The organism is Wolbachia endosymbiont (group A) of Pherbina coryleti, from assembly GCF_964026875.1.
Taxonomy (GTDB): Bacteria; Pseudomonadota; Alphaproteobacteria; order Rickettsiales; family Anaplasmataceae; genus Wolbachia; species Wolbachia pipientis.
In genome coordinates this window covers 1514981-1539957 of record NZ_OZ034706.1, presented here as the reverse complement: position 1 = coordinate 1539957, position 24977 = coordinate 1514981, and the positions used below count along the sequence as shown (strand labels likewise).

At 33.3% G+C, this 24977-nt stretch carries 19 protein-coding genes and 2 pseudogenes; 8 read left to right on the top strand and 13 right to left on the bottom strand.

Translation table 11 applies throughout. The features are described from left to right. Nucleotides 1-93: 93 nt before the first annotated feature. Complete coding sequence (locus tag AAGD87_RS07665; RefSeq protein WP_341817610.1) at nucleotides 94-1119, bottom strand: LD-carboxypeptidase; 1026 nt, start codon at nucleotides 1117-1119, stop codon at nucleotides 94-96. Next, a complete protein-coding gene (gene lipB / locus AAGD87_RS07660; RefSeq protein ID WP_010081985.1) occupies nucleotides 1119-1736 on the bottom strand; it encodes a lipoyl(octanoyl) transferase LipB in 618 nt (205 codons plus the stop codon). The genes AAGD87_RS07665 and lipB overlap by 1 nt, the downstream gene beginning before the upstream one ends. Before the next feature lie 251 nt (nucleotides 1737-1987). On the opposite strand from lipB, the gene AAGD87_RS07655 reads away from it, so the two are divergent. The 3 genes from AAGD87_RS07655 to AAGD87_RS07645 all read left to right on the top strand — a co-directional run bounded on the left by AAGD87_RS07655 (nucleotide 1988) and on the right by AAGD87_RS07645 (nucleotide 3712). Beyond that, entirely contained in the window at nucleotides 1988-2221 is a 234-nt protein-coding gene (locus AAGD87_RS07655; RefSeq protein ID WP_010081986.1) for a DUF6290 family protein, read from the top strand. Beyond that, nucleotides 2197-2460: a type II toxin-antitoxin system RelE family toxin gene (locus tag AAGD87_RS07650; protein ID WP_080717643.1), complete on the top strand. Its 264-nt coding sequence runs from the start codon at nucleotides 2197-2199 to the stop codon at nucleotides 2458-2460. Before AAGD87_RS07655 ends, AAGD87_RS07650 begins: the two co-directional genes overlap by 25 nt. Nucleotides 2461-2695: 235 nt before the next feature. Then, nucleotides 2696-3712 carry a phage portal protein gene (locus AAGD87_RS07645; RefSeq protein ID WP_341817609.1) on the top strand — a complete coding sequence of 339 codons (1017 nt, stop codon included), beginning with the start codon at nucleotides 2696-2698 and terminating at the stop codon, nucleotides 3710-3712. Here the strand turns inward: AAGD87_RS07645 and AAGD87_RS07640 are convergent. Continuing rightward, nucleotides 3689-4998 (bottom strand): annotated as a pseudogene (locus tag AAGD87_RS07640) (IS4 family transposase). The gene AAGD87_RS07645 and the pseudogene AAGD87_RS07640 sit on opposite strands and share 24 nt — an antisense overlap. Before the next feature lie 414 nt (nucleotides 4999-5412). On the opposite strand from AAGD87_RS07640, the gene AAGD87_RS07635 reads away from it, so the two are divergent. From AAGD87_RS07635 to AAGD87_RS07630, 3 genes and pseudogenes are all read left to right on the top strand, one after another. Beyond that, nucleotides 5413-5544, top strand: a complete 132-nt coding sequence (locus tag AAGD87_RS07635) for an ankyrin repeat domain-containing protein (RefSeq protein ID WP_007551899.1) — start codon at nucleotides 5413-5415, stop codon at nucleotides 5542-5544. Nucleotides 5545-5547: 3 nt separating this feature from the next. Continuing rightward, on the top strand, nucleotides 5548-5775 hold the full coding sequence (locus tag AAGD87_RS07935) for an ankyrin repeat domain-containing protein (protein WP_082246108.1): 228 nt from the start codon (nucleotides 5548-5550) through the stop codon (nucleotides 5773-5775). An 83-nt stretch (nucleotides 5776-5858) separates the two neighbouring features. Then, nucleotides 5859-6966, top strand: a pseudogene (locus AAGD87_RS07630) (IS3 family transposase). A 667-nt stretch (nucleotides 6967-7633) separates the two neighbouring features. Here AAGD87_RS07630 and AAGD87_RS07625 read toward each other — a convergent pair. Together AAGD87_RS07625 and AAGD87_RS07620 are read right to left on the bottom strand one after the other, a co-directional pair. Further along, nucleotides 7634-9724: a hypothetical protein gene (locus AAGD87_RS07625; RefSeq protein ID WP_341817608.1), complete on the bottom strand. Its 2091-nt coding sequence runs from the start codon at nucleotides 9722-9724 to the stop codon at nucleotides 7634-7636. A gap of 8 nt (nucleotides 9725-9732) precedes the next feature. Beyond that, nucleotides 9733-11205 (bottom strand): hypothetical protein, encoded by a 1473-nt coding sequence (locus tag AAGD87_RS07620; protein WP_208571652.1) that lies wholly within the window; start codon nucleotides 11203-11205, stop codon nucleotides 9733-9735. A 408-nt stretch (nucleotides 11206-11613) separates the two neighbouring features. On the opposite strand from AAGD87_RS07620, the gene AAGD87_RS07615 reads away from it, so the two are divergent. Both AAGD87_RS07615 and AAGD87_RS07610 read left to right on the top strand, forming a co-directional pair. After that, nucleotides 11614-12513, top strand: coding sequence for a DMT family transporter (locus AAGD87_RS07615; protein WP_141457073.1), 900 nt, complete (start codon nucleotides 11614-11616; stop codon nucleotides 12511-12513). Between the two features lie 47 nt (nucleotides 12514-12560). Then, the gene (locus AAGD87_RS07610; RefSeq protein WP_341817607.1) at nucleotides 12561-13868 is read left to right on the top strand and encodes a UDP-glucose/GDP-mannose dehydrogenase family protein; all 1308 of its coding nucleotides are present in this window, start codon (nucleotides 12561-12563) and stop codon (nucleotides 13866-13868) included. Nucleotides 13869-13885: 17 nt separating this feature from the next. On the opposite strand, the gene AAGD87_RS07605 is transcribed toward AAGD87_RS07610, so the two are convergent. The 8 genes from AAGD87_RS07605 to AAGD87_RS07570 form a co-directional block, all read right to left on the bottom strand. Beyond that, a complete protein-coding gene (locus AAGD87_RS07605; protein WP_341817606.1) occupies nucleotides 13886-15076 on the bottom strand; it encodes an MFS transporter in 1191 nt (396 codons plus the stop codon). A 95-nt stretch (nucleotides 15077-15171) separates the two neighbouring features. Then, the gene (locus AAGD87_RS07600) at nucleotides 15172-16215 is read right to left on the bottom strand and encodes a threonine aldolase family protein (RefSeq protein WP_341817605.1); all 1044 of its coding nucleotides are present in this window, start codon (nucleotides 16213-16215) and stop codon (nucleotides 15172-15174) included. Then, on the bottom strand, nucleotides 16212-17261 hold the full coding sequence (locus tag AAGD87_RS07595; protein ID WP_341817808.1) for a GntG family PLP-dependent aldolase: 1050 nt from the start codon (nucleotides 17259-17261) through the stop codon (nucleotides 16212-16214). The genes AAGD87_RS07600 and AAGD87_RS07595 overlap by 4 nt, the downstream gene beginning before the upstream one ends. A 1-nt stretch (nucleotide 17262) precedes the next feature. Then, nucleotides 17263-19038 carry an ABC transporter ATP-binding protein gene (locus AAGD87_RS07590; RefSeq protein WP_341817604.1) on the bottom strand — a complete coding sequence of 592 codons (1776 nt, stop codon included), beginning with the start codon at nucleotides 19036-19038 and terminating at the stop codon, nucleotides 17263-17265. After that, the gene (locus AAGD87_RS07585; protein ID WP_341817807.1) at nucleotides 19039-20028 is read right to left on the bottom strand and encodes a phytanoyl-CoA dioxygenase family protein; all 990 of its coding nucleotides are present in this window, start codon (nucleotides 20026-20028) and stop codon (nucleotides 19039-19041) included. 4 nt (nucleotides 20029-20032) lie between these two features. Next, nucleotides 20033-21709: a WG repeat-containing protein gene (locus tag AAGD87_RS07580; RefSeq protein WP_341817603.1), complete on the bottom strand. Its 1677-nt coding sequence runs from the start codon at nucleotides 21707-21709 to the stop codon at nucleotides 20033-20035. After that, the gene (locus AAGD87_RS07575; RefSeq protein ID WP_208571668.1) at nucleotides 21670-23997 is read right to left on the bottom strand and encodes a glycosyltransferase; all 2328 of its coding nucleotides are present in this window, start codon (nucleotides 23995-23997) and stop codon (nucleotides 21670-21672) included. Before AAGD87_RS07575 ends, AAGD87_RS07580 begins: the two co-directional genes overlap by 40 nt. Further along, nucleotides 23954-24907, bottom strand: coding sequence for an NAD(P)-dependent oxidoreductase (locus AAGD87_RS07570; protein WP_341817602.1), 954 nt, complete (start codon nucleotides 24905-24907; stop codon nucleotides 23954-23956). The genes AAGD87_RS07575 and AAGD87_RS07570 overlap by 44 nt, the downstream gene beginning before the upstream one ends. Between the last annotated feature and the right edge of the window lie 70 nt (nucleotides 24908-24977).

Genomic DNA, 24977 nt, shown 5'->3' with positions numbered 1-24977 from the left:
TTCGTCATCCCGCTACATGTTAGCGGGATCTCTTGTTAGCGGATGAGATACCGCGAATGAATCGCGGTATGACGGTTAAGTACGTGTTAGCGGCTAAGAGATACTGCGGCGGTATGACGTAGAGCTCGCGTTAGCTATAAGATTAGCTAAATTCTGCACGTCCATAAAAAACAAACCTTCTTTTTCGTCTTGAACGCTAATAATAGCGTGAGTGTTAAAAGGTAAAGGATCATTTGTATGTCCATGGCCTACCCCTTTCATAGTAAATACAGGAAAGTTAACACTTTTTGCAAACCTTTCTTTTACAACTTCAACAAGGTTATCGTTATAGCAGTTAACGAAATCCCCAAAGATTACTGCATGTACTCCATCAAAGATGTGAGCTTGTTTTAGGTGATCTAAACTGCGCTCTATTGCGTATGGGTAGATTCTTATGTCCTCTAAAAATAGAATTTTACCTTTCGCATTTATTTGCCAAACAGTTCCTATACTGTTTTCAACTAAAGTCATATTACCACCGATGATTTTAGACTCTAATCTGCCATCTTTTAGTCTAATGCCATTATTTATCGTCTTTAGGTTATCAAATCTGATAGAATCCCGCTTGTTAAGAATTAACTCTTTCAATTTTTCAACAGAGCTTTCAGAAACGGAGTTATTTACTATCATTTCCAACATGGTGCCGTGAAGAGTTTGCCAATCATATTTAGCTTGTAGATGGATGTGCAAGGCAGTTATATCGCTATAGCCTATGAGGATCTTTTTGTTTTGAGCAATCCTTTCTTTTTTATCATTGGGTAACTTTTCTAGATAGGGAATTAACCGAGAAGCCCCTTCTCCTCCTCTGATACACCAGATTATTTTACTATCACCGGTTAGTGCACTAATCAAATCATTTGCTCTGAATTCATCAGAGTTGGAATAAAATGGATTATCATTACTATATATTTTCTCCGAAATATGGGGATTAAAATCCAAAGCTTCTACATATTCTTTTATAGTAGTCAGATCTAATTCTTTTCCCTTCGAAGAAGGAGCAATAATATCAACTTGGTCGATTGCATGAATACCTGTGTTAGCACATAAAGTGAGAATGAAATATAAAAGGTAAACAATCATTAAAATATCTTATAAAACTCTTTTTTTAGTATATCATCCAATTCAGAGAGTGGAACTTTCACTCCTAGTTCTTCCATTGACGTGACGCCATAACCTTGCAATCCACAAGGAATAATACCCTTATAGTGAGAGAGGTCTGGAAAGACGTTAAGCGCTATGCCATGATAAGTTACCCATTTTCTTAAACGGATACCAAAAGCTGCAATTTTTTTTTCTACTCCGTTATGGTTTACCCAAATGCCTATTCTATCTTCTCTAAACTCTCCAAGTATATTAAATTGCTTTAAAACATTTATGATCCACTTACTTAGATCTCTAATATATAGCTTTATATCGCATTTGTTTCTTTTTTTAAGGTTTAACATTAAATATATAATGCGCTGTCCTGGACCATGATATGTGTGTTTACCACCCCTTCCTGTTTTATATATGGGAAATAGTTTTTCAACAATATCATCAGCTGTTGCACTGATTCCTGCAGTGTAAAGTGGAGGGTGCTGGAGTAGCCATACTAATTCGTCTGCTGAATTATTGTGAATTTGTTGAATTTTCTCTTCCATAGATTTTACGGCACAGTTATAATCAATAAGCTGATTAGATATTAGCCATTCTGTCATGTTCAATTTCTTTTTTTTTAGTATAGCAGTTCGTTTTTTCCTGTTATTCCAGTGTGTGACACTGAGCGCAGCCTTTCTTATTCCTAATATACTTAATACTAACTTCTGTGCTATTTCTCCTTAACAAACATAGTACATGACAAATGTTTAATTATTTGTCAACACAGGTCCTCTTTACGTATAGGCAACTTTTTTTATTGAAAAATTCAGAAAAATGTTGTATAATTATTAGTAGATTTTAGGTAAAATATATGGCAAACTCAAAATTTAGCATAACTTTCAACAACGAAATTTCAGAGTGTCTTGCTGGACTGGCTAAAATAAGAAATAAGTCCATTAAAGAACTAACAGAGAAGCTAATACAAGAAGCAATTGAAAATGAGGAAGATAAAATACTAATTGAGCGTGCTGCTAAACGTAATGTTTCAGGTGTAAAGAAAATTAGAAGTGAGGATGTAGACTGGAATACAATATTATCTTCATAGAAAGCGTTCTTGAGAAAGACCTTCCAGCTCTTCCAAAAACAATAAGATTAAGGATCATAAATGCGATAAATAAGCGCCTTACAGTTGATCCCATTAACCTTGGTGAGCCATTATATTACAGATTTAAAGGACAAAGAAGATTAAGGGTAGGTGATTATCGCGTTATCTATTCCGTAAATATTATAAAATATGAAGTGGTTATCACAGAGATAGGACACAGAAAAGATATTTATAAGTAAGTACATCATATAAATATTAAATATATTTTTACTCCTTCCTGATTCATTTTCTACCTTAGGTGGCTTCGCTCAGCTCAAAAAAAAAGCTCATTCTTTTTGCTACCCCTTATTGTGCCTGCCATTTAACTACTGTGTAGAGATTGCTCTCAAACATAATGTTCGTACGTTAGTATATCCTTCCTGTGACACCAATTGATATAATTCTACCACAAATTCAATTTTTTAGGAGGCATATATGAATCTCAATATTTTTCAAAGAAAAAAAAGCGCAGTATTTACTAAATATTCTGCTTTGCAGCTAATGATGGAGCCAAGTTGGAGTAAGCGTGATTATGTAAGTTTTGCTGAGGAAGGTTACATAAAAAATGTTATTGCCTTTCGAGCAATTAATATGATTGCAAGTGCTGCATCTTCGGTACCTTTTACTCTCTGCCAGCTTACTGAACAGGGAAAATCGCAATTAAAAGCCCATCCATTACTGAAATTACTTTATTCTCCTAATCCAATGACATCAAAATCGGAATTTATTGAGGGGATTGTAACTTATCGGTTAGTTAACGGCAATTCTTATATATTGATGATTGAGTCACAGAATAGTAGAAAACCACCAACAGAGCTTTATCTTCTGCGCCCAGATAGGGTTGAAATTGTTCCAGGGAGAAATAACGTTCCTTATATCTATCGTTATACCATAAATAACAACAGTTATGACTTTAAAGTTGATAAACTAACTGGATGTTCAGCAGTGTTGGACTTAAAGACCTTTAATCCTTTGAATGATTGGTATGGGTTATCACCAATTGAGGCAGCTGCATATAGCATAGATCAACATAATCAGGCGAGTGCTTGGAATCAAGCGATGTTGCAAAATGGGGCAAGACCAAGTGGTGCAATAGTTGTAAAATCAGCAAAAGATGGAAGTGGTGGAAGTTTAAGTCAAGAGCAGTACCAACGCTTAAAGGTGCAGATAAATGATCATTATTCAGGTTCTATAAACGCTGGGAGACCGATATTGCTTGAAGGAGGCTTGGAGTGGAAGGAGATGAGTCTTTCGCCGAGGGATATGGATTTCATTGAGTCCAAACACAGTTCAGCTCGTGATATTGCCCTGGCTTTTGGCGTTCCGCCGCAGTTGCTTGGCATACCAGGTGATAACACTTATAGTAATTTAGTCGAAGCACGCTTATCCCTCTGGGAGCAGACGGTTTTACCAACCATACGCGTCAAGTTAAGAGATTGTGAGCAAATTTAGAGAGGTTAAAGTGGATACTCTAGCCCTTCTACGTTTGTCTTTTAATGAAAATCGCGACCAAGTTATAGTGAGTTTTTTAAGAAATGCTTTTAAACTATTAATTTTGGTTAATACTAAAAATAACTCTCTAACCCGCCTTTTTAGCTCAATAAATGCCTTTGTTAAGCTAAGTTCTGTATTCTTTTTCACTTCTGTGCAACCAACTATGCCGTGAAATATAAGAATTGCGCACAATTTAGCATATAGTTCACATAATACTCTGCATGGCTTTCCTTTTAGCTTATCAAGCCTGATATGGCTTTTATACAATTTAAATAATAACTCAATTTGCCACCTTACTCTGTAAATCGTTAATACTTGCTCAGCACTAATTTTATTTTCTGGAACATTAGTTATAAATATTGACCAGTTCAACAATTTTTGATTTCTTTTAGAGGATCTGCGATCTTGCTAATCTATTAGCTTTCCTTCTTCTGCCCATAGACTGTTCTTCAGTTAGTTTCTGACATATAATTCTTACTCTAATTTTTGCTTCTTTTCCTAACAATACCTCGTTTTCTAAAAATAACTTATCCTCTCAACATTCTAATAACTCCATTTTTTGATTTGTTTCTACATCATATATGTTGGTATCGACGACTTATGAAATAAGCTCCTATTTCATTGATTTGTTTAAAAGAACTTGGCACAAAATAACCGAGATCAGATATTAGCAAATCATTGCTTAATATATTACTTAAATGTTTCCTATATCCCTGGTCTGATCTTACCCCCTCCGTTAAATTAAGTTGGTCTATTATCTGATTCATGTAGTCGAAAACTAATTGTAACTTTATTCCAGACTTAGTATTGCTTTCATAGCCACTGTAGCTAGTACCATAACCTTTATACATCTCTTCCATACTGTTAGGTAGAGTAATATAGCTACTGTCCAATAATTTAACACTATTAAATTGCTGTAAGATTTTGCAATCAACTTGCAAGATATTTTTAAAGAGAATCACAGATTCATTATACATCCTTTTCATAAATTCCACTGCTTCTTCAGTAAATCTAAAATCCAAACCTTGTTTTGTTATATCTATCGAGTCCTCGTTTAGTAATTGACACATTGTTTCTACGCTACAATTATCAACTCCTATATTACCCAAGACCATGGCTTTTACGAATGATGAACCTTTTAGCTTTCTCTTTCTTTTTATAAACCTTGTTGTAATTGAGATTTTCTCTGCTTTTTCATTAAAAAATTCTTTGAGCTTTTTTGATAAGCAAGTTATTTTATTCATTGGTTCTCTCACTAAAAGTATATCTGGGAGAACTTATACCTTATTATTCTATCTCTTTCATACTTTTATTTCCTTAACTTGACGCGTATGCTTGCTAATACAGGCTTTAAAGCATAAATTCTCTCCTTGAGTCGTTGAAGAAAACTTAAACTTTCATTTTCTTCATCATTTTGCTTTTCTTTCACTTTGATGCGTGTAGTTATACCCTACACAAAGTATAATGTTTTAAAAATAAAAACCTGCACCATAAAATATTGAGATTTAGAATATTAACTTATAAAGTCTTTTCGGCAGTTTTAGCGAGGGTTTATTAGCAAGGATGTTGGAGGTTAGCAATGACTATATCTGAAGGTGTAATACAGCGTATAAGGCATAATGATAAGAACGCGATAGGGGGATGATTTTTTGGTCAAGGTGGCTGTGCACCATCCAGCTAAGTTTGATAGCTTAGAAGTAACAAAATTTTTAGTAAATAATAAAGGTGTAAGTTTTAACGCTAAAACTAATGACGAAAACAAGCCTATTCATATTGCAGCTGATTTTTGAAATATCGATATTGTAAAATTTTCTCTTAATAAGGGAGTAGAAGTTGGTACAAAAGGTAAAAACAATTGGACTCCTTTGCATTATGCTACCAATAAAGGATATCTAGGAATTGTAAAGCTTCTAATAGAAAAGCAACAACAAGAATCATTTATTAATAATTCTAATATTAATAATTCTAAAACTACAGATCAGTCTACTATGCTGCCAAGGAAGGCCATTTACCATCTGTAGAATTTCTCATAGAATATAATGCACCCCATAAACTAGACCAAAAAAAATGGTTGATCCGAGTAGGAAAGTAAAGGGGTAAAAGTATGGCAACAAAAAAATATGAACCAGAGTTAAAAGCAAAGATAGCTTTGGAAGCAATAAAAAATCAAAGAAGCACAGCTGAGATATGTAGTGAATATAAAATACCATCAACAAATCTATATGATTGGCGTGATAGAGTATTGGCAAGGTTAAAAGACCTATTTGTTGAAGAAAGTGAAAGTGCGAGAAAACAAAGAATCTTAGCGCAAGAAATAGAAAGTTTACATAAAGTAATAGGAGAATTGACAGTGGAAAATAGTTATTTGAAAAAAAAATTACTGAAATAAGCAAAAAAGATAGAGTAAGATTTATAGAAAAAGATTCTGATCTGTCAATTAGGAAACAGGCTGATTTACTGGGGATTTGCAGATCTAGCCTATATTATAGGCCTATAATTAATAACGAAAGTGAAATTTGATTCAAGAAGTATATTTGGCTTCTGATTGCCGTTATGGATATCGTAAAATTACTGCTGAGATCATAGCGAGTGGAGTAGTAGTCAATCACAAAAAAATCTTAAGAATTATGAAAAAAATGAAGATTAGTGGGCTGTATTGTAGAAAAAGATGTAATACAAGTATTAAAGAAAAAAAGCATAAAATATATCCTTATTTACTCAAAGATTTGATTATTTGTAGAGTTAATCAGGTATGGGCTACTGATATAACATATATTATGGTAGAAGGTAAGTTTGTCTATTTTGTGGCAATAATGGACTTGTATAGTCGCTATATTATTGCTCATTCATTATCACCATTCCTCGATGCTGGATTTTGCCTTTATACTCTCAAAGAAGCTCTAAAACAAGGTAAACCTGAGATTTTTAATAGTGATCAAGGGGTGCAGTTTACTAGCTACAACTTTATTATGGAATTAGAGCGTGCTAATATTAAAATCAGTATGGACCATAAAGGACGTTGCTTCGACAATATATTTGTTGAGCGCTTATGGAGAACTTTAAAGCAAGAAGCTATATATTATTATAGACCAAATAGTATCAGAGATTTGAATCTTATAATAAACGATTTTGTTGCTTGGTATAACTATAGAAGGCGACATCAGACTCTACATTATAAAGTTCCTGCTGATCTCTATTATCATAAACAGTAAATGAATATATTCATAAATACTTTAAATATGTGTCGACGTATTTATCAACATATTCATTTTAAAAATCGGATCACTTTGAAAAAAATGGTCTAGACAAATGGGTGCATTATAATGTATAACAATGTTACAAAAAATAATATCATAGAATTCAGTAGGATAATTCCTAGAAAACCCCTACATACTAAAAAAAGCAAAATGCTGTTAAAATGAGCTTAAGAATAAATAGCAAACATCTAACATAACAATTCTATTTGTAAATCAGGTGAGGCTTATCCTATAGAAAGCTTTCGAACTACGCAAGCGTATCTTTTGCCTTTAGTATTTCTTTATTGTTTAAGATAACTGTCTGAGCTCCTCTGCCTTAGCATTATATCTCCACTTTCTGCAAGTTATTCCATTAAGTAGTAAAAATATTAGACTTGCCGCAAAACTAAGAAAAAAAGACCAAAGATAGAGCAGATTGAACTTACAGTAAAAATAGAACAAAAAAACTCCAACAATAAATTATACAAACTTCATCAGGTTAACTTTAACTTAAGAAAACATAAATCAAATTTTCTTGCTCAAAGACCTTGCTTTTTCTCCAACCTTACTCAAACGTACTCTAGCTTAATGCATAATTTTACCCATAAACAACCTTATCTTTGGTACTTTTATTAGTTACAAGTCATCTAGAAAACCCAGATGCTCTACGAAGCCCACCAATCAATATCAGATCCTGCTCTTGTCCTACAGCATTTAATATAGCGTATAACAAAACCATCGCATCTCCCCCAGTAATACGCTTGCATCCTCCACAAAATTCGTATTCACTTAACTGTCGATTTGCCTCCACCCTTTTTCGTTCAACTTGTTCTGCGGTGTTAGCATACTTCAACTCTATTCCAATTGGATGAGTATCATCATTTTCCGCAGATTTTGATAATACTAGGTCTATTTTCCTTCCTCTCTGTAGCTGGAACTCAATAATTACCTTGGCAGGATTATCGCAACTTTGAAATATCCCACGCAACAAAGCCTGAAATTTAGCTTCATTGTTCACGAGTAGACGGGTTCCACTTAATAACGGAGACAACAGACGAGAAATCTCATTAAATAAAACTTCATACCTAGCCCTGTACTCACCATTAACATTACCATCATTACCAAAATTAGGCTCAGCACTCATCAACTGATCTGCAAGTTGATGTAAGTTCCTAACATTACCCATTTGTTCTGAAAACCTTCCCTCGAAATAACCTTCACTATGAGAACGTGAGTAAGCACGTAGTGATTCGAATTTCTTTGCAGAAGCCACTTCCAGATGACCCTGGACATCTACTTCACAAAGTACTTGACGCACCTTAGCATCATCTTTGGCTTGAGGCAGTAACGACAGGTTCAATGCCTTATCTGGTAAAGTCTGCCACTTTAAACGACGAAAAATGTGAAGCACAACAAAACCAATATTTGATAAAAATAGAGCTAAAGTTAACGCATGGCTTACAATATCTGCTGCATCTCCCCTACCACCTGTACGTTTCATTTTCTTTCCCTGAGAGTGGTTAAATAGATACTTGGTAACCCTTACCTCCCGCCCATCATTTGTTTCTAAGTCCCTCCTTGTAGATAAAACATTTCCAAAAACAAACGATGAAGTACAGGAAAAAGTGTTACAATGAGGCGATTGAGTGAACTCTGATGCTATGGGTTGTAAAAAACGTTTTACATTTCCCCTAACTCCATTTCCATGAGGATGTAGTAAACCCGGTATTAAGGAAAGACCACCTTCTGAAAAGGCCTGCACAGAAGTTCGGAGACCAGCATCTCCACGTAATTGAAAATTTAACGCTACACAAACAGCACTTGGTGATGAGGTATGAATAGGCAAAGACGAAACAGAACAACTTTTAGCATAATCTTTAGCTTGCTCTAATCCTTCCTCATCACCAACCTTCAACTCAATTATAATTGGAACCGAATCATTTGCCTGATCAACACCACGAACAAGCAAAACAACATCTGCATAACCTTTTCCTATAAGTAGCTCTGGGTAGAAATCAGCCACAGCTCGGTATCTAAAATTTACTAAAAACCCACACAGAAAACCGTGGTAATCAGACTCTGCACGAAACACTAAGCTATCTTCATGTTCATCATGGATATCAATAACATATTCCAAAATTCTTTTAACATTAGTACGCACTTCTCCTGTATCATCATTTGCCAACTCACTCATCAGGTCTAACAATTCACCTTGTTCTCTGATTGGGTTAATTTCATGAAAAATTGGAGCTCCAGGTTCATCACGTTGAGGAAATCTATCTATTTCATGAATAAACCTACATTCTTCTCCAAACCGAAATATTTTATACTCTTCCCAATCCAGATCCTCATCTTCCTGTAATTCTTGTGGAAGATTCTCTTCTACCTGCTGCTTCTCTTCTGCACTAAACCTTGACCCAGGGCTGTTCTCATTATCAGCAACAGTATAACACCTGACTATTCTTCTATTGTCTTTATTAGTGAGAACAGCAACTTTTAGATTTCCATAATTGTCAAAACGAAAATAGACTCTTTCATCTTCAACTAATATACCTGCATCATGTGCAGTAGAAAACATACCAAAAAAGAATGTAGGAAAAAAGCCAGGCTTATTAGCCGAATGCAAAAAAGATGGACAGTTGTTTAAAAAACCTACAAATTGTCTACTAAACTCATCACAACCTCCATTTAATAAAGCCCTAACTAATTCACGATCTTCATTATTACCATGCATAAATACTCCTATTTGTTAACAACTGCAGCAGGCGAAATACTAACACTAGTACCCACTAACATAGATTGAGGACCTTCAGAACTAGCAGAGGATAAACTCAAGCTTTTCGCCGATTTGCACAACTCTTCTATTAAATTAGAGGAGCTAGTTGCACCTATTATCTTAGAATCCCTTGTTTTGTCTAAACTATTTGCTATCCTCTCTTTTAATGATTTAAAGCTTTTGTCTGAACAACAATCTTTAGCAAACTTTAAAATACTCAAGACCAAATCAACTTTTTCACCATCGCCAGCACTTTGAGTATCCTTGCTGTTCTCCTGATCTACAATCAAATTTGAAATTGCATTTTCCATTGCAACAAAAGCAATCCTATCTTTAAAAGGATCGACAACATTTATTTTATTTTGGTTAAATACACTAGATTCCCAAAGACTGCTAATAGCTGACCTTGCTTCATTCCTGTTATCCAAGTCATAATCTTTAGAAACTACAACAAATGAAAGCGATGAGAGAAGATGTGCATATCCTCTAGGTGAAAGCATTTTCTCTACTTCAGATCTTGAACATCCCTCGCTCAAGTACTGGATAACATACTTAGTTGTGCAAAGAAAACCGTGCTCTACTAAGTAACTAAGAGGACGGTAGATCACACCCCTATCTTTCTTATTCGGTAGCCCAAGTAGTGACTTATGATCTACTTTTGCGCTTATGACTTTACCTAGAAGGGAACTTAAGGTAGAAGCAAGTTTATAGCTAGATTGCAATGGAGATAATTTTGCAATAGCAGAAACTAGCAATTTTTCTCTCTCTTCTTTCACTAATTTTTCTTCAGAACACAGACGATTATAGAAGTGTTCCACTCCCTTACTCCACTTGAAATCTACAGCCTTATTAAATCCATCTTCTGCTTCTATATTTTCTCTAAGGTTACCTGATTCTTGATCAATCCAGAAATTGAAAACAGGATCACGTCTTCCCATGGAACTTAACAATTCAACTCTTGCAAGCTTATCACTGCAAGCTAAATTCCTATCTTCCTCACATGCACCTTTATGAGATAAGTCAGATCTAAAAGACTCTAACGCCTTGTCAAATAATTGCTTAATTTCACTCTCTACACACTCAATACATGCTATTTTATATATAGCAAATGGATTCAACACACCTGATTTAGCTAATTCTCCTACCAATTTAGCAACATCTAGTGTCGCACCTGACCAACAAGATTCATCACGAAACGCATTACATAAGAGGTCCGATTGCTCAACGGTTAGACCCTCTACTGTTACAGGGTGAGCCTTGACCCATTCCTCAATAGCTGAAGTTCTATCACCTTTAACAACATCCTTCAGCTTACTTATTACTTTGCTAGAGATAATCTCTTTATTTTTTTTAGGATCAGAACTGAGACGAGATCTTTTGCTTGGGCCTGCATTACCCTTCAAATCTTCCGTTCCACGTTTAGTTTTACTTTTTGGCATCTAATTACCTCAAAATCAAATATTCAATGAAGGTATTATACAAGCATTAGAATAATATATAAATCGAAAAATTAGTGTGCACCTAAATTTAAGCAGTAATTATAGACCTGCTGCAAAAGAGGAGATATTAAAGAGAGATGTAGCAAGAGGGAATGAGCTTAAATTATCAAATCAACGTTATTCTACTTTACCTCACTAGCATTTTCCTTACCTTGAGCCTTACTATTACTCACAAATATAAACGTTCGTTACATAGCTCTTAATATGTCTAAAGAGACGAAATTTCCCGAATTATTTATAATGAACCCTTACGATCACATTCTGGGGACGTACATCAGAAAACTTTTATATTATTAGTTTTGTAGTAAAATTATATGAGTACATCGTATCTATTAAATCAGAAGCTTTATGGATTACAGATTGAGAGCTTATTTGTTTGGGGTTATCTGGTTTATACTTAGCTTACTTAGTAGTGTAGCTAATGATACTATATCAAAATATCTAAGTTTACATCTTCAGAGTTTTGAAATAATTTTTTTCCGCTTTCTGTTTACCACTATTACCCTTGTACCTTTTATGTTTTACTATGGAATAGAAACTTTTAAAACAAGTCAAATATCTACTCAAATAACCAGGGGTGGGTTGTTGTTTTGTGGAATGACCTTATGGACTTACGGGTTGACTGTTTTCCCCATAGTAACTGCAACGATTATAAGTTTTTCTATACCATTATTTGTTATACTTCTTGCAATTCCTTTTCTGGAAGAAAATATAATTTGGCAAAGATGGGTAGTAGCTGTCATTGGTTTTATTGGTATTGCTATTACTACTAAAGCTTATAGTGAGGATTTTAATCCTAAAATTCTTATTTTTATTGTATCTGCATTGATCTTTGCTATATTGGATATACTTAATAAGAAACTTGTAATAAAAGAGTCAGTAATAAGTATGTTATTTTATTCAGCTCTAACGACAACTATTTTTTCTACTCCACCTTTGTTATTTTATTGGCATATGCCTTCCTTGTTGGAGTTAGTATTACTGCTGATTTTAGGAATAAGTTCAAACCTAATTCTGTTCTTCATGTTAAAAGCTTTTGCTCTTACTGATGCTACTGCACTTGCACCGTATAGATACATAGAGCTAATAATTTCTGCAATAGTAACATACGTTATATTTAATGAATTACCTGATAAAAGTGCTTTATATGGTACTTTGATATTAATACCATCAACCTTATTTATAGCTTATTCGGAAGGTAAGGCAATTAAGAAAAATAATGTAACAACAAAAGTTTATAATTGTTAATGGTATTTATTTTAGATGCTAAGCTATATTTTTAAGGTGATAATAAAATGCACATAACTATTATAGGAGTAGGGTATGTAGGATTAGTATCTGGTACAATGTTATCTGAGCAGGGCCATAAAGTTGATTGCATTGACATAAATACTGAGAAGATTGAACTTTTGAAATCAGGGAAAATTCCTCTATATGAACCTGAATTAGCAGATTATTTAGAGAATAATATAAAGTCACAAAGGATAAGATTTTTTGATTCGTATTCTCAAATAAATCCCAATACAGAAGTAGTATTTGTAACTGTAGATACTCCATCAGACTCTCTAGGAAATGCAAATTTACAGAATGTATATAATGCAGTAAGTGAAGTTTCTGAGAGAGTTAATCAAGATTGCTTAATAGTGATAAAGTCAACTGTTTCTCCTGGTACTGCAGAAAATATACATAATTATTTATCTAATAAGGGCTATAACTTTGATTTGGGAGTTAATCCAGAGTTTCTCAAGCAAGGCTCTGCAGTATCAGATTTTTTATACCCAGATAGGATAATAATAGGAGTAAAAACTAAGCTAGCTAGGGCAAAACTAGAAGTTATATATAGATCATTTATAGATAAGAATATTCCGTTAATAGTCACTGATACAGTTACTGCTGAAATGATTAAATATGCTTCTAATGCTTTTCTAGCAACAAAGGTTGCTTTTATCAATGAGATGGCAGGTTTATGTGAGCTATTAGGAGCAGACATTGACCTTTTAGCTAACAGTATGGGAATGGACCATAGAATAGGTAAGGAATTTCTCAAAGCTGGTCCAGGATTTGGAGGATCATGTTTTCCTAAAGATTTGTCAGCTTTAATAAGGCTTGCTGAAGATCACAATGTCAAGCTACAAATTTTAAATTCAGTTAAGGAATCTAACTATAATCATATAACAAACATTGCTAAAAAGGTAGAATATGTATTAAATGGAGTCCAAAATAAAAAAATAGCAATATGGGGGCTAACTTTTAAGTCTGGTACTGATGATGTAAGAAATAGCCCAGCTATAGATATTGCACAATTGTTAGTAAATAACAAGGCTAAAATTACTGCATATGACCCAATGGGGATGGATAATGCTAGGCAAGTTCTAAAGGATATAGAATACGCGGACAATGCTATAGGGGCTGCAAGGGACGCGGAAGCCTTGTTATTGTTAACGGAGTGGAAAGAATTTAAAAATCAAGATTTTGCAAGTTTAAAGAGTATTATGGCTGCACCTAATGTTTTTGATTTCCGTAATTTATTAGATAGCGAGCTATTACTAAGATATGGTTACCATGTTTATTCCTTGGGTAAAAAATCTATCTACAAAGTTTAACTGTTGAGAAATGTTTTCTACACCGCTTTACTTAGTTTTTTAAGATCTTTGCTTGATAGTATGGAAAAGCAAACGAGTGCAACAACAGAGCAAATGGAAAAAAATGAAAACATAATACTGTTACCAAAGTGCTTAACAAGTACTCCTAAGAGCACGCATGAAAATATTGAACTTGCAATATACCCAAATAATCCTGTTAAGCTTACAATTGCACATACATTATTTTGTGGAGCAATTTCTACAGCTATAACACCTGTCAGTACTTGTACTCCAAATATAAAAAATCCTGATAAGATTGCACCAAGATTCATGAGAATTATATTTTGACCAAAGTTCATTGCAATAAAAGTGAGTGCTATACCCAACATGTAAAGTAATGCCAGCAAGCTTCTATTTTGAAAGAAGTACATATCACTAATTCTTCCTGTGATTAAAGTTCCAAGGATTCCACCTAAATCATATACACCTGTTATTAGTGAGGATTGTACAAGAGAAATTTGTAATTTATCCCTTAAAATTATAGGAAACCAAAAGAAGATTCCCATTTTTATAATATAAGCACAAAAAGTAGCACAACATAGAAACCATATGGAACTTGTTACCTTGATACCTATTTGAGATTTCTGCACCTTATAATAGGTAGTAAAGTTGGCACTTTCTTTGTAATATGCCTTTAATATTATATAAATTCCAAAAAGTAAGCATAAGAAACCAGAGTACAAAAATGCACTTTTTGCATCATATATTTTAATTATACTTGGTAATACAATTAAAGTAATACAAGAACCAAGTTGCTGAGATGCGCTCATAACTCCCCATGATGATGCAATTGAAGAGATGCTAGAGTTTGTAACCATAAACTTGGTAATAGCTGGCCAACCTAACCCTTGTGTCCAAGCTAATAATATTAATGTTAACAGTAATAAAGTTAGATTATTATATGATAAAGTTATACCAATGGTTAATAATCCAGTTGCAATATTGCATAGCCCAAACATAAATAATGGATTATTTTTGGAGTCCATTATTATTCCATTAACAAATTTTGATACTCCATAAAAAAAAGAAAAGCAGGCAAAAAAATAGCTTAATTTTACATGGTCAGTATCTATTAACAGTGGTAGAGCAATTGGTATACTTTGTTTTGATAAATAAAGCAGCATATATCCACAGAAGAATAGTAAATATTGAAAGAAGACAAAGTTCACACCTATTCCCAAATAGCTCTATGCAGATGCTAGCATAATACTATATTGGTATAATATTGTTTGACAAGAAGTTTGCAAACAATTAGTGCAAAAAATTACTTACTTAGTATCTTTCTTATAGCAGATACAGTAGTATTAATATCTTCATAGCTTATATCTCTATGTGTTATAGCTCTGATTTTACCTCTTATGTTAGCCATTCTAATTCCATAATTTGTCATTAGTACGTTTATTAATTCTTGAGTAGATATACAATTAGTACGTAATGAAAAATACGCTATATTAGTTTTGTATAGGTCGATATCAATTATAACTTGATCTATGGAGTCTAGGCCTTCTATAAGGTGCTGCATCTTTTTATGATCTTCCTCTAAACAATTTACATTATTACGTAGAGCATATAAACATGCAGCTGAAATAATGCCAGCTTGGTGCATACCTCCGCCAATTTGAAACTTATAGTACCAAGCTTTTTCAATAAACTCTTCACTTCCAAGCAATATTGCGCCCATTGGAGCACCTAATCCTTTACTAAAATCAATGAATACCGAATCAAAATAACTTGCATACTCCTTTGGAGATATTTTAGTATGAGCACAAGCGTTGAACAGTCTTGCTCCATCTAAATGAGTGAATACGTCATTCTCTTTGCAGAGACTTGAGATCTCTTGAATATATTCTAAAGGCCACACAGCTCCACCACCAAAATTTGTCGTTTGTTCGATAGAAACAAGCCCAACTCTCGGAATATTTCTTAAACTAGGACGAGTAATAAACTCAACAATTTGTTCTCCAGTAAATATTCCTCTCGTACCTTTGATGGGCAAAGGAGTGGCATGTGCCTGGGCTGCGATCAAGCCAGATTGTACTATGAGCGGATGTGAAGTTTCATCAAGCAGCAAGTAATCACCAGGTCTTTGAATGTGTACTTTATAAGCAATTACATTGGACATCGTTCCTGAAATCAAAAAGATTCCTGCAGGTTTACCTAATATTTTACATGCGGTTGCCACTAATTCGTTCACAGTTGGATCTTCACATGCAGCTTCGTTTCCAACTTTTGCTTTAGCCATCGCTTCCCTCATTTTAGCTGAAGGGTCAGTGTTTGAATCGCTAAAGAAATCTATTTTTATTCTCATATTAAATTTAACACAACCTCCTTTATAATTTCAGCAGCTTTCATGATATCTGTTTCCTTTATGCCAAGGTGAGTAACTGCTCTTATATGAGACTCGAGCCAAGGAAAAAGCAATAAACCATAGGCTTGGCATTTACTCAAAAAAAACTCATTAGTCACATTTAGTTCTTTTATACTAAAGCTTACTATGTTAGTTTCTGGATAAGGTAGTACCAGTTTTATGTGTGGAATTTCTTTAATCTTATCTGCAAGTAATTTAGCGAGCTTATTATCTTCTTTAAGCCTAGAGATATTATTCTGTAGTACGTATTTTGCTGCATTAGCACAATACCCTATCTGATGATAACCACTACCTAGCCAAACCTGTAGCTTTTTAGCCCTTTCAATTATCTCTCTTTTACCCATAAGCATTGAACCAAAAGGAGCGCCAAGTCCTTTAGTAAAAGAAAAGCTCATTGTATCCACATATTTAGCATAATCTGCTAAAGCAATATTTGTTTCGATATGAGCATTAAATATTCTTGCACCGTCTAAATGAAGATTTATATTGTGAGCTTTTAAAAAGTGATATAACTCGACTTGTTTTTCAAAAGGATAAATTTTACCATTAAACCCATTTATACTATTTTCTATAGAAACAAGACTCACCTGAGCAAAAATTTTATATCTCGGCTTAGAATTAATAGCATATTCTACTTCAGCAACATCTAAGATTCCGCTGTTATTTCTAATACAATTAAATACGATATTATTTACTTTTGCATTGCCTGCACTATCGAAAAAATTAATGTGATAATTATAATGAGTTATTAGTTCATCACCAGGACTTGTTTGACTGGCAATGGCTAATCTATTTGCAAGCATACCGCTGGTTACAAATAATGCTTCTTCTACTTTGAATAATTGTTTGCAATATTCTGATAAGTCATTACAGCTTTTGTCTTCACCATAAGCAAAATCTCCAACAGTTGCATTACTTATTGCATGTATAACGTTGGAGCTCTGCAGAGTTGTAGTGTCACTTCTCAGATCAATAATTTTTTCCATCTTATTTCTTGCCATTCAAACAACCAATTTGAGCATTCCAAAGTTCTTTATAAAGACCGTGCTTAGAAACTAGTTCAACGTGTTTACCATCTTGGACAATTTTTCCTTTGTTAAATACTAGAATTCGGTCCATATGTAAAAGTGTAGAAATACGGTGTGCTATAGTAATCGTAGTTTTATTTTTCATCAATTTGAATAAACTCATTTGAATTGTTTTTTCTGTTATAGAATCTAACTGACTAGTTGGTTCATCGAGAAATAATATTGGAGCGTTTTTTAAAAATGCCCTTGCTATTATTATTCTTTGTCTTTCTCCTCCAGATAGCTTGATGCCTTTTTCTCCGACTGTAGTTTCATATTGATCTGGTAGCGCCATAATGAAATCGTGAATACCAGCCAGTTTTGCAGCTCTCATTATTTCTTCTATAGTAGATTGAAGTTTACCATATATGATGTTTGCTAAAATAGTATCATGAAATAACAATGGGTCTTGAGGTATTACAGATATTTGTTGCCTCAAAGAACTCTGTGTAACTTCTGATACTATTTGATTATCAATCTGTATATTACCTTTTTTAACATCAAATAGCCTTAGGATTAAGTTTATAAAAGTAGATTTACCACCTCCAGAATAACCAACTAGGCCTACCTTTTCGCAAGGATTAATGGTAACTGAGAAATCTTGAAATAATGACTCCTGACCTTCATAAGAAAAAGAAACATTATTAAACGTTATTCTTCCACTTAATAAATTTAATTCTTTAGCATTTTCCTTATCTTGAATTTCTGGTACAGTATTCAAGATTGGCAATGCATCTGAAACTTTGCCGAAATGAGTAGAAAATTGGGTAAGATTCCTAGTTAGATGGTTAAGAAACTCTATAATCGATATATTAATTCCAAGTACAAGAGCAATATCTCCTATTGCGACCTTGTTCAATTGATAATCATGAATTAAAAAATACAAGTTTACTGCTTGGAGTATATCGAATGAATAGCCATATATAAACCAAAGACAAAAGTATGCCCATTGTAATTTTCTCTCTGCAATAGTTCTTTTCTTGCATATTTGAAAAAATTTGTGTCTCTCATGTGCTTGCTGAGAAAATAACCTTACTGATATAACATTTAAAATACTATCTGCTATACTAGCTATTACTTGTGAATTTTGTTTAGAGTAATTATCAGCTAGTTCAGTAAGTACACGAAAGCTGAAAATCGAGACTAAAATAAAAATGCTTACCCAAGTGAATGTAGCGATTGCAAATTTTATGTTTACTAATGATAAGGTATAAATAGCTAAGACTAATGCTATGCTGTAACCGAAAAAACAATCTATAAGCAATCTTATTAACTCTATCACACTATCCATTAAGTTACTGACCTTATGTACTAAGCTTCCAGATAAATTGTTCTGATAATAGGAATGGTCTTGCTGGAGTAGCCTACAAAAAGATATATCAGCTATTTTTTGACGCATTAAGGTAAACATTCGAATGTCAACAAAATAGCCATAGAATCTAAAAGCAGTAGTGATAAGTAATGCCATACCAAGATAAGCGCTTACAGGTAATAAAAGATTTTCAATTACATTACCTTCCTGATATTTTACAGCTGTATCTAGAATATTTTTTACTAAATACTTTCTAAAAGACAAATCAACAGCTACCACCAGAGCAACTAAAGACATTATAAGTACATTAAGTTTGAATTTAGATACTATATTCAAGATGAACATCAATACACATTTGAAGCTATCAACTCTACTTCTGTTCATTTATAATGCTAGCTCCACTACGTTGACTTTTTTATTGAGAAATACAAGTAGTGAAAACCATAAATTTTTGTATATTTTTCCTGAGATGTCTCCAGCATCATGTAGTGCTGACGCTTGATTCAGAATAAGTAGCTTATATAAATCTCGCTTAGCCTTAGTAGTGTCGATCTCAGAAATATTTGTAGTTGTATCTGTAATAAAGACTAACCAGCTCTTAATAAGTTCTTTCATGTTTTTTGCTTTTATACTTTCTTGGTAGCCAAATAATGACAAGCATTCTCTCAGTATAGATTCTGTTAACTCACCACAATTGAGTATACCAAAAACTGAAGGCTGAGGTTTTGGCACATAGGGAAGGTCTTGATCTTTTACAATCCACCTTGTTACATAAGCAAATCTATCTTTAGCATCTGTATTCTTATCACTACCATGCCATAACCGTGAATCAAAAACTATCGCATCTCCTGCTGAAATAGGTAATGACTTAATTTTGTAATTTTCCCGATTATTTGAGTACTGATCAAAAAAATATGGGTACCAAAAATCAACTAAAGGCTGTATTTCCCATTTATGACTGTTTTCTATAATTTGCAGTGCACCTGAAGTTTCACTTACATTATTCAAAGCTAACCAAACAGAAAAGTGGTAAGGATCATTGAAACTATAGGAGATGTCTTGATGGAAGGGAACTGCATCTATTAAATCAGCAGTTTTACATATAACATTTGATTTTTTCTGCAGTATCTGACACTGAAGTGACTTTTCAAGGTAATTTTTAATAATTTTATCTAATGCTTGAGATATAATTCTAGTTACTTGAGATAACATGCCCCATCTGCCGGTACAGTTTAAGTAGTCAGAAGTTGAAACACTTAGTTCTTGGGATAGCTCTGATATCTTATTTGTTATATCACTTAAAGACTGAGTTATTAGCTCTAAAGGAACCAGATTTTTGATAATAAAAAAACCATTTTTTTGTAATGTTTCCATATGATTAACACCTGACATCAATAACTGATAAGTAATCTGTTAAAGGTATAACAGCAAAAATTTTGAATCCTTTTACTTGTTTTAGTATTTTTTCCCAATCGCTTAATGTTCTTAGTTTACCTCCTGTTTCAACCATTACATTAATATCTACAGAGCCTCCAGCTGGAGAGCGGTAATCTAAAATAGTTTCTATCAATAAAATACGAGATATTCCTTTGACCAATTTTAAATAAGATAATACTTTATCATCATCATAATGCTGCAGAAAGCGGCAAAAGACACCTAATTCATAATTTGTAGCTGATAGTTCTTCCTGAGTTATAAGTTTGACTTTTAAATTTTCTACTAACTGTCTTGGCACTTTATGTTCGTTATATAGGCCTATAGAACCTTTATTGTGTATATCAGAATAAGCAAGAAATAAAGAGTGTACACCAAATAGCAATATATTCTTAGCACCATCTATATTAATCCTAGAATTAAACTCTTTAGTATCAAACCTAGAATATCCTAGCAATGCTTGGTAAAATGCTATTTTCTTATCTTCTGATGCTTCTCTTTCCTTAAAAGATTCAAATGAAGAGATAGACTTCTGTTTTAGTATATCGGCCATCTTTAACCAATTCTTTTCAGCGGCAACTCTTGCCCACATCGTTGCTGCTTTTGGCAAAAATGGTATTTCCTTAAAACACTTACCTTTTGATGATAGTTGCCATAAGTCCTTGTCCTTATCGTAATCAATAAACCCTATTTCCCACAACGCCCTTAACAGCCTTTCTAGATTTGGTACGATAATGTTTAACTTTTTAGATAAAATTGGCATAGTTGCAGGTAAAATATTTAACAAATCAAGTTCAATAGCAACGCTTGTTAGGTAAGTTTTCCAAAAGGCTGAAAGTTCTGCAGAAATCCTATGCACTTGAGATTCTTTACCTAAATCAAAAATACTAAACTTTACATTTTCGGTAATATCGATTTGTCCTAACACGCCTTCAAAAGTTTCAACTTTTGCCATCCCATTATAAAATGCTTCTACCATTTTAAATCTCTGCTGGTAAACAGGATTGCCATTAATATCTATATGAAACCAACCATGTTGATCTTCTGCAATAGAATACCCTTTATGGAAAACATTAAGTTTTTTATACCATTTATTATGTACTAACTTTCCATGATGATTAATATGTGTAGCTTTGCCATCCTTATAGACTACAGCGATACCATCCTTAAAATCTCCAACATAATCATATTCCTCCTGATAAATCCTGTTGCCATTTAAATTAATATGAAAACATTTATCATGTCTTCTAACTACACAAATATTTTCCTGATAATTTCCAATCCATTGATACGACTGTTTGTATACTCTACATCCAGATGGATCAATATGGTAACACCCTGTATCATCTTCTACGGCCGCTCTATTGAAGTAGAATCCAAAAGTTTTTAGAAATCTATTATGATAAACTGCTTCTCCTCTTACATTGATATGATAAGCACCTGTCTGATCATAAACCGGTGCAAGACCGGGCTCATGAAATTTACCAGCCTTTATAAACCTATTTTCATACAAAGGATTTCCTAGTAATTCGTGAAAGCTCTCACATGGTGAAATTTTAATAGATTTAAGATTATCTTTGATTAATTGATCAAAGGTTTTCTCATGTTGCATGTTTTGCATAATTTATAATTTAAATAATTCTTTTGTAAGCTTAGGTACTCACTACTCTGCCATATTTCCTCGAGTTTAACCTCATTAACATTACCAAAATTTCCTAATGTCTTACGGAGTTCATCTGGGGCACAGCAAGGACTAAACTTTCCTTCATTGTTTATCCATGCTTCTTTACCTAAAAATGGGCATTGACCACCTGGAGCCAAATCCTTAATACCTTCTTGAGAAAGGATTGTGAAATTTTCTAATTTTATCTTTTTACCATTTGGCAATAGCATATTATCTCTAAGTTCGTATAACCTTCTCACCTCCGTGTTCCATCTACTAATTGCTAACTCATCTCTTCTCATAGATAGATCCTTAATTTCCTCAAAATGTGCCCAAAGATGATGTCCTTTGACTCTATCTATGCCGTTCTTTATGGCCATCTTAACTATGTCATAGAGTTCATGTAAATTACTTTCCAAAAATGTTAATTGTAAAGTAACGGTACACCTTTCACCTGTATCGCTAAAGTATTTATCTCTAACTTCAAGGAAAGTTTTTAAATTTTCTGTCACTACTTCCCATTTTGAACCTTTCATGATTCTTTCATGAGTTTCTTTAGTTGCCCCATTCCAGGAAATCTTAACATCAGATAAAATTGGTACCAATAGTTCAGCCCATTTTCTAGCTCCTTTAATAGGAAAAGAACCATTAGTTGTTAAGTTAAGCTTCAAACCAAACTCATGGCACAAATTGATTATTTCATCAAAGCTTTTGTACATTAAAGGCTCACCCATAGTAGAAGGAATGATTTCCTTTAAAGGTGTGCCAGCTGCTTCCTTAATTACTTTTCTGATAGTTTCTATCGACAATATCTTAGGTTTTATTCCTTTAGCTTTCTTTTCTTCTTTAACTTTGCTGTATGGTGAAAAACATTCACACATTATACAAGCAAAATTGCAGTAATCTGGATTAGTATCAAAAGTAATTCTCCAAGGACCGGGTTTCACAGCTACTGATTTGCCTTTCTTTTCAATAGCATTACGGTAAATCTTGTTAAGTTTCTCAGTATGCTCACTTATAGAAGGTATATTTCCATTTTCAGTATAAGGATAGCCTTTTTGGGTAAGTTTATTGTATAACTCCTGATTTGTAGATAGGACTTGCATTTTTTCTGACAAACTACTTGCATCTCTGTGCTTAAATAATAGTCCATCTCTTACATATTCTGCCATACCACCATAATCGGCTGTTATAACTGGTATTCTAAGTTGCTGTGCTTCATGTATTACTAATGGTGAATTTTCACCCCAAATTGAAGGAACGACTATTGCATCAACTTTATTAAATACGTCAGTAACTATATTCTTATTATCATAACTTCCCATCCACTCTATTCTTTCTTTAACAACAGGTGAAAACTGATCGGCAATCGCTTTTAAAGCTTTAGTTTCTTCTCTTGCTGCTCCCCAAATTCTAAGTTTTGCTTTAGATGATAAGTGAGAAAAAGCTTTCAATAATAGATTAACACCTTTTTCGGGAGTATGAGTACCAATATAACCGAAAATAAACTCTTTTTCTTGTGCTCTATTTCTATTCTTAAGACGATTGAGATCAAAACCATAATCAAGATAAGAAATTTTGTTTATCGGAACATAAAAATCCTGAGTAAATTTATCCATCAAGAATTTCGATGGGGAAATAAAGTAATCTATATAGTCTATTATTTTCCTTGTGTGCTTCATTCTAGTTGCAACCCATTGTTCCCAATAATTTATGTCTAAATTCAGGAATTTTTCATCTCCTGTAAAATATCCTTTGTAACATTGGGTTGCACATTTTTGATCCTTTTGTCCATCACAAAGCCGTAACAAATCTTCAGAATTGCGTTGAATAAACCTTCCTCTTGGACACATTAACCAAAAGTCATGTAGCGTAAAAATTGTAGGTATATTTTCTTTAAAAGCAATTTCTGGTAAAGTAATTGATAGATGATTAAGATGACCAAAATGTATAAGATCTGGCTGAAAGTTATCTATTACTCTTTTAAATTGTATATCTACTTCTTCATTGATAAATTTGTAACGATATTTAGCTATGGGTATATTAATTAAATGCAGTAAGATTCGAGAATCACTACGATCTAGTACTGTAGTGTAATAAAAATCAGGTAAAAAGCTATTTTCATACCTAGTAAATACTTGTACCTCATTGTTATTTGCTAGTTCATGAGCAAGAGTTTGGCTATAAACCTCTGAACCAGCACTATAATAAGGAGGGTAACCATGAATAACTTTTAATATTTTCATATATTACCATATCTATATTGTTAGGATATTCTTGTGTATTGTTTTGTAGACTTTTTATAAATTTACTTAATCCTACTTCTAATGAATGTTTTGGAGACCAACCAAGTAGCTCTTTAGCTCTAGTAAAATCACCATAGAACTTAGTTACGTCAAAATTTCTTGGAGGATAAAAATCAATTCTAGAATCACTTTTCGTGACTTTTAATATTGTTTTTGCTAAGTTTTCTAAAGTACATGGGCTATTAGTAGTAAGATGAATAGCAGGAAGAGAAGATTTTTCACTTTGTAAATATTTAACAGTTAAGCATATACCCTCTATAACATCATCCAAGTAGGTAAAATCAAAAACGCATTCTTTACCTTCTATTTTAATTGGATCACCTCTTAATGCATTAATACAGAGTGCGGGAATTACTCTACTGTTATGATCTAGTAAACCACCATATACATTTGAAAAGCGTAATATTGCTACATTAAAATCTTTTAAACTTGTTATTTGCTTCTCAATAAATGCTTTACCTTTGGCATAATTATTTATTGGATCGATACTAGCAGATTCTGTAACCGGCAGTTCCTTCTGCTCTCCATAGACTTCCCTACTACTTGCATATATAAACCATGGCTTATTTGAAAGTGACTTACATAACCCTAAAAACTCCATTGTACCATCAACATTAATTTTTTTACATAGTTCAGGATAAAGTTCACCATGTATAACTCGAGAAATTGCAGCCAGGTGAATAATTCCTGTACACTTAGCAAGTAGTGGTACTACATCTTCTGAAAAAAAACTGAGTGGATTGTTACGAAACCTAATATCGCAGCTTATTACTTCATGTCCCTGGTTTTCTAACTTTTTCACCAAGGTTGAACCTATCAAACCTGCAGCACCTGTTATTAATATCCCCATGTATACCCTCTCACTACAACTAGGAAAATTTGTCGTACCAATTATCTTACAAGTAAGAATTAAAGGGTAT

Excerpts from the sequence above, each read along its gene's own strand:
- AAGD87_RS07665 (WP_341817610.1), bottom strand. The coding sequence starts at position 1,119 with ATGATTGTTTACCTTTTATATTTCATTCTCACTTTATGTGCTAACACA.
- AAGD87_RS07620 (WP_208571652.1), bottom strand. The coding sequence starts at position 11,205 with ATGCCAAAAAGTAAAACTAAACGTGGAACGGAAGATTTGAAGGGTAAT.
- AAGD87_RS07575 (WP_208571668.1), bottom strand. The coding sequence starts at position 23,997 with ATGAAAATATTAAAAGTTATTCATGGTTACCCTCCTTATTATAGTGCT.
- AAGD87_RS07600 (WP_341817605.1), bottom strand. The coding sequence starts at position 16,215 with ATGAGAATAAAAATAGATTTCTTTAGCGATTCAAACACTGACCCTTCA.
- AAGD87_RS07655 (WP_010081986.1), top strand. The coding sequence starts at position 1,988 with ATGGCAAACTCAAAATTTAGCATAACTTTCAACAACGAAATTTCAGAG.
- AAGD87_RS07610 (WP_341817607.1), top strand. The coding sequence starts at position 12,561 with ATGCACATAACTATTATAGGAGTAGGGTATGTAGGATTAGTATCTGGT.
- AAGD87_RS07615 (WP_141457073.1), top strand. The coding sequence starts at position 11,614 with ATGGATTACAGATTGAGAGCTTATTTGTTTGGGGTTATCTGGTTTATA.
- AAGD87_RS07595 (WP_341817808.1), bottom strand. The coding sequence starts at position 17,261 with ATGGAAAAAATTATTGATCTGAGAAGTGACACTACAACTCTGCAGAGC.
- AAGD87_RS07645 (WP_341817609.1), top strand. The coding sequence starts at position 2,696 with ATGAATCTCAATATTTTTCAAAGAAAAAAAAGCGCAGTATTTACTAAA.
- AAGD87_RS07585 (WP_341817807.1), bottom strand. The coding sequence starts at position 20,028 with ATGGAAACATTACAAAAAAATGGTTTTTTTATTATCAAAAATCTGGTT.
- AAGD87_RS07580 (WP_341817603.1), bottom strand. The coding sequence starts at position 21,709 with ATGCAAAACATGCAACATGAGAAAACCTTTGATCAATTAATCAAAGAT.
- lipB (WP_010081985.1), bottom strand. The coding sequence starts at position 1,736 with ATGACAGAATGGCTAATATCTAATCAGCTTATTGATTATAACTGTGCC.
- AAGD87_RS07590 (WP_341817604.1), bottom strand. The coding sequence starts at position 19,038 with ATGAACAGAAGTAGAGTTGATAGCTTCAAATGTGTATTGATGTTCATC.
- AAGD87_RS07570 (WP_341817602.1), bottom strand. The coding sequence starts at position 24,907 with ATGGGGATATTAATAACAGGTGCTGCAGGTTTGATAGGTTCAACCTTG.
- AAGD87_RS07625 (WP_341817608.1), bottom strand. The coding sequence starts at position 9,724 with ATGCATGGTAATAATGAAGATCGTGAATTAGTTAGGGCTTTATTAAAT.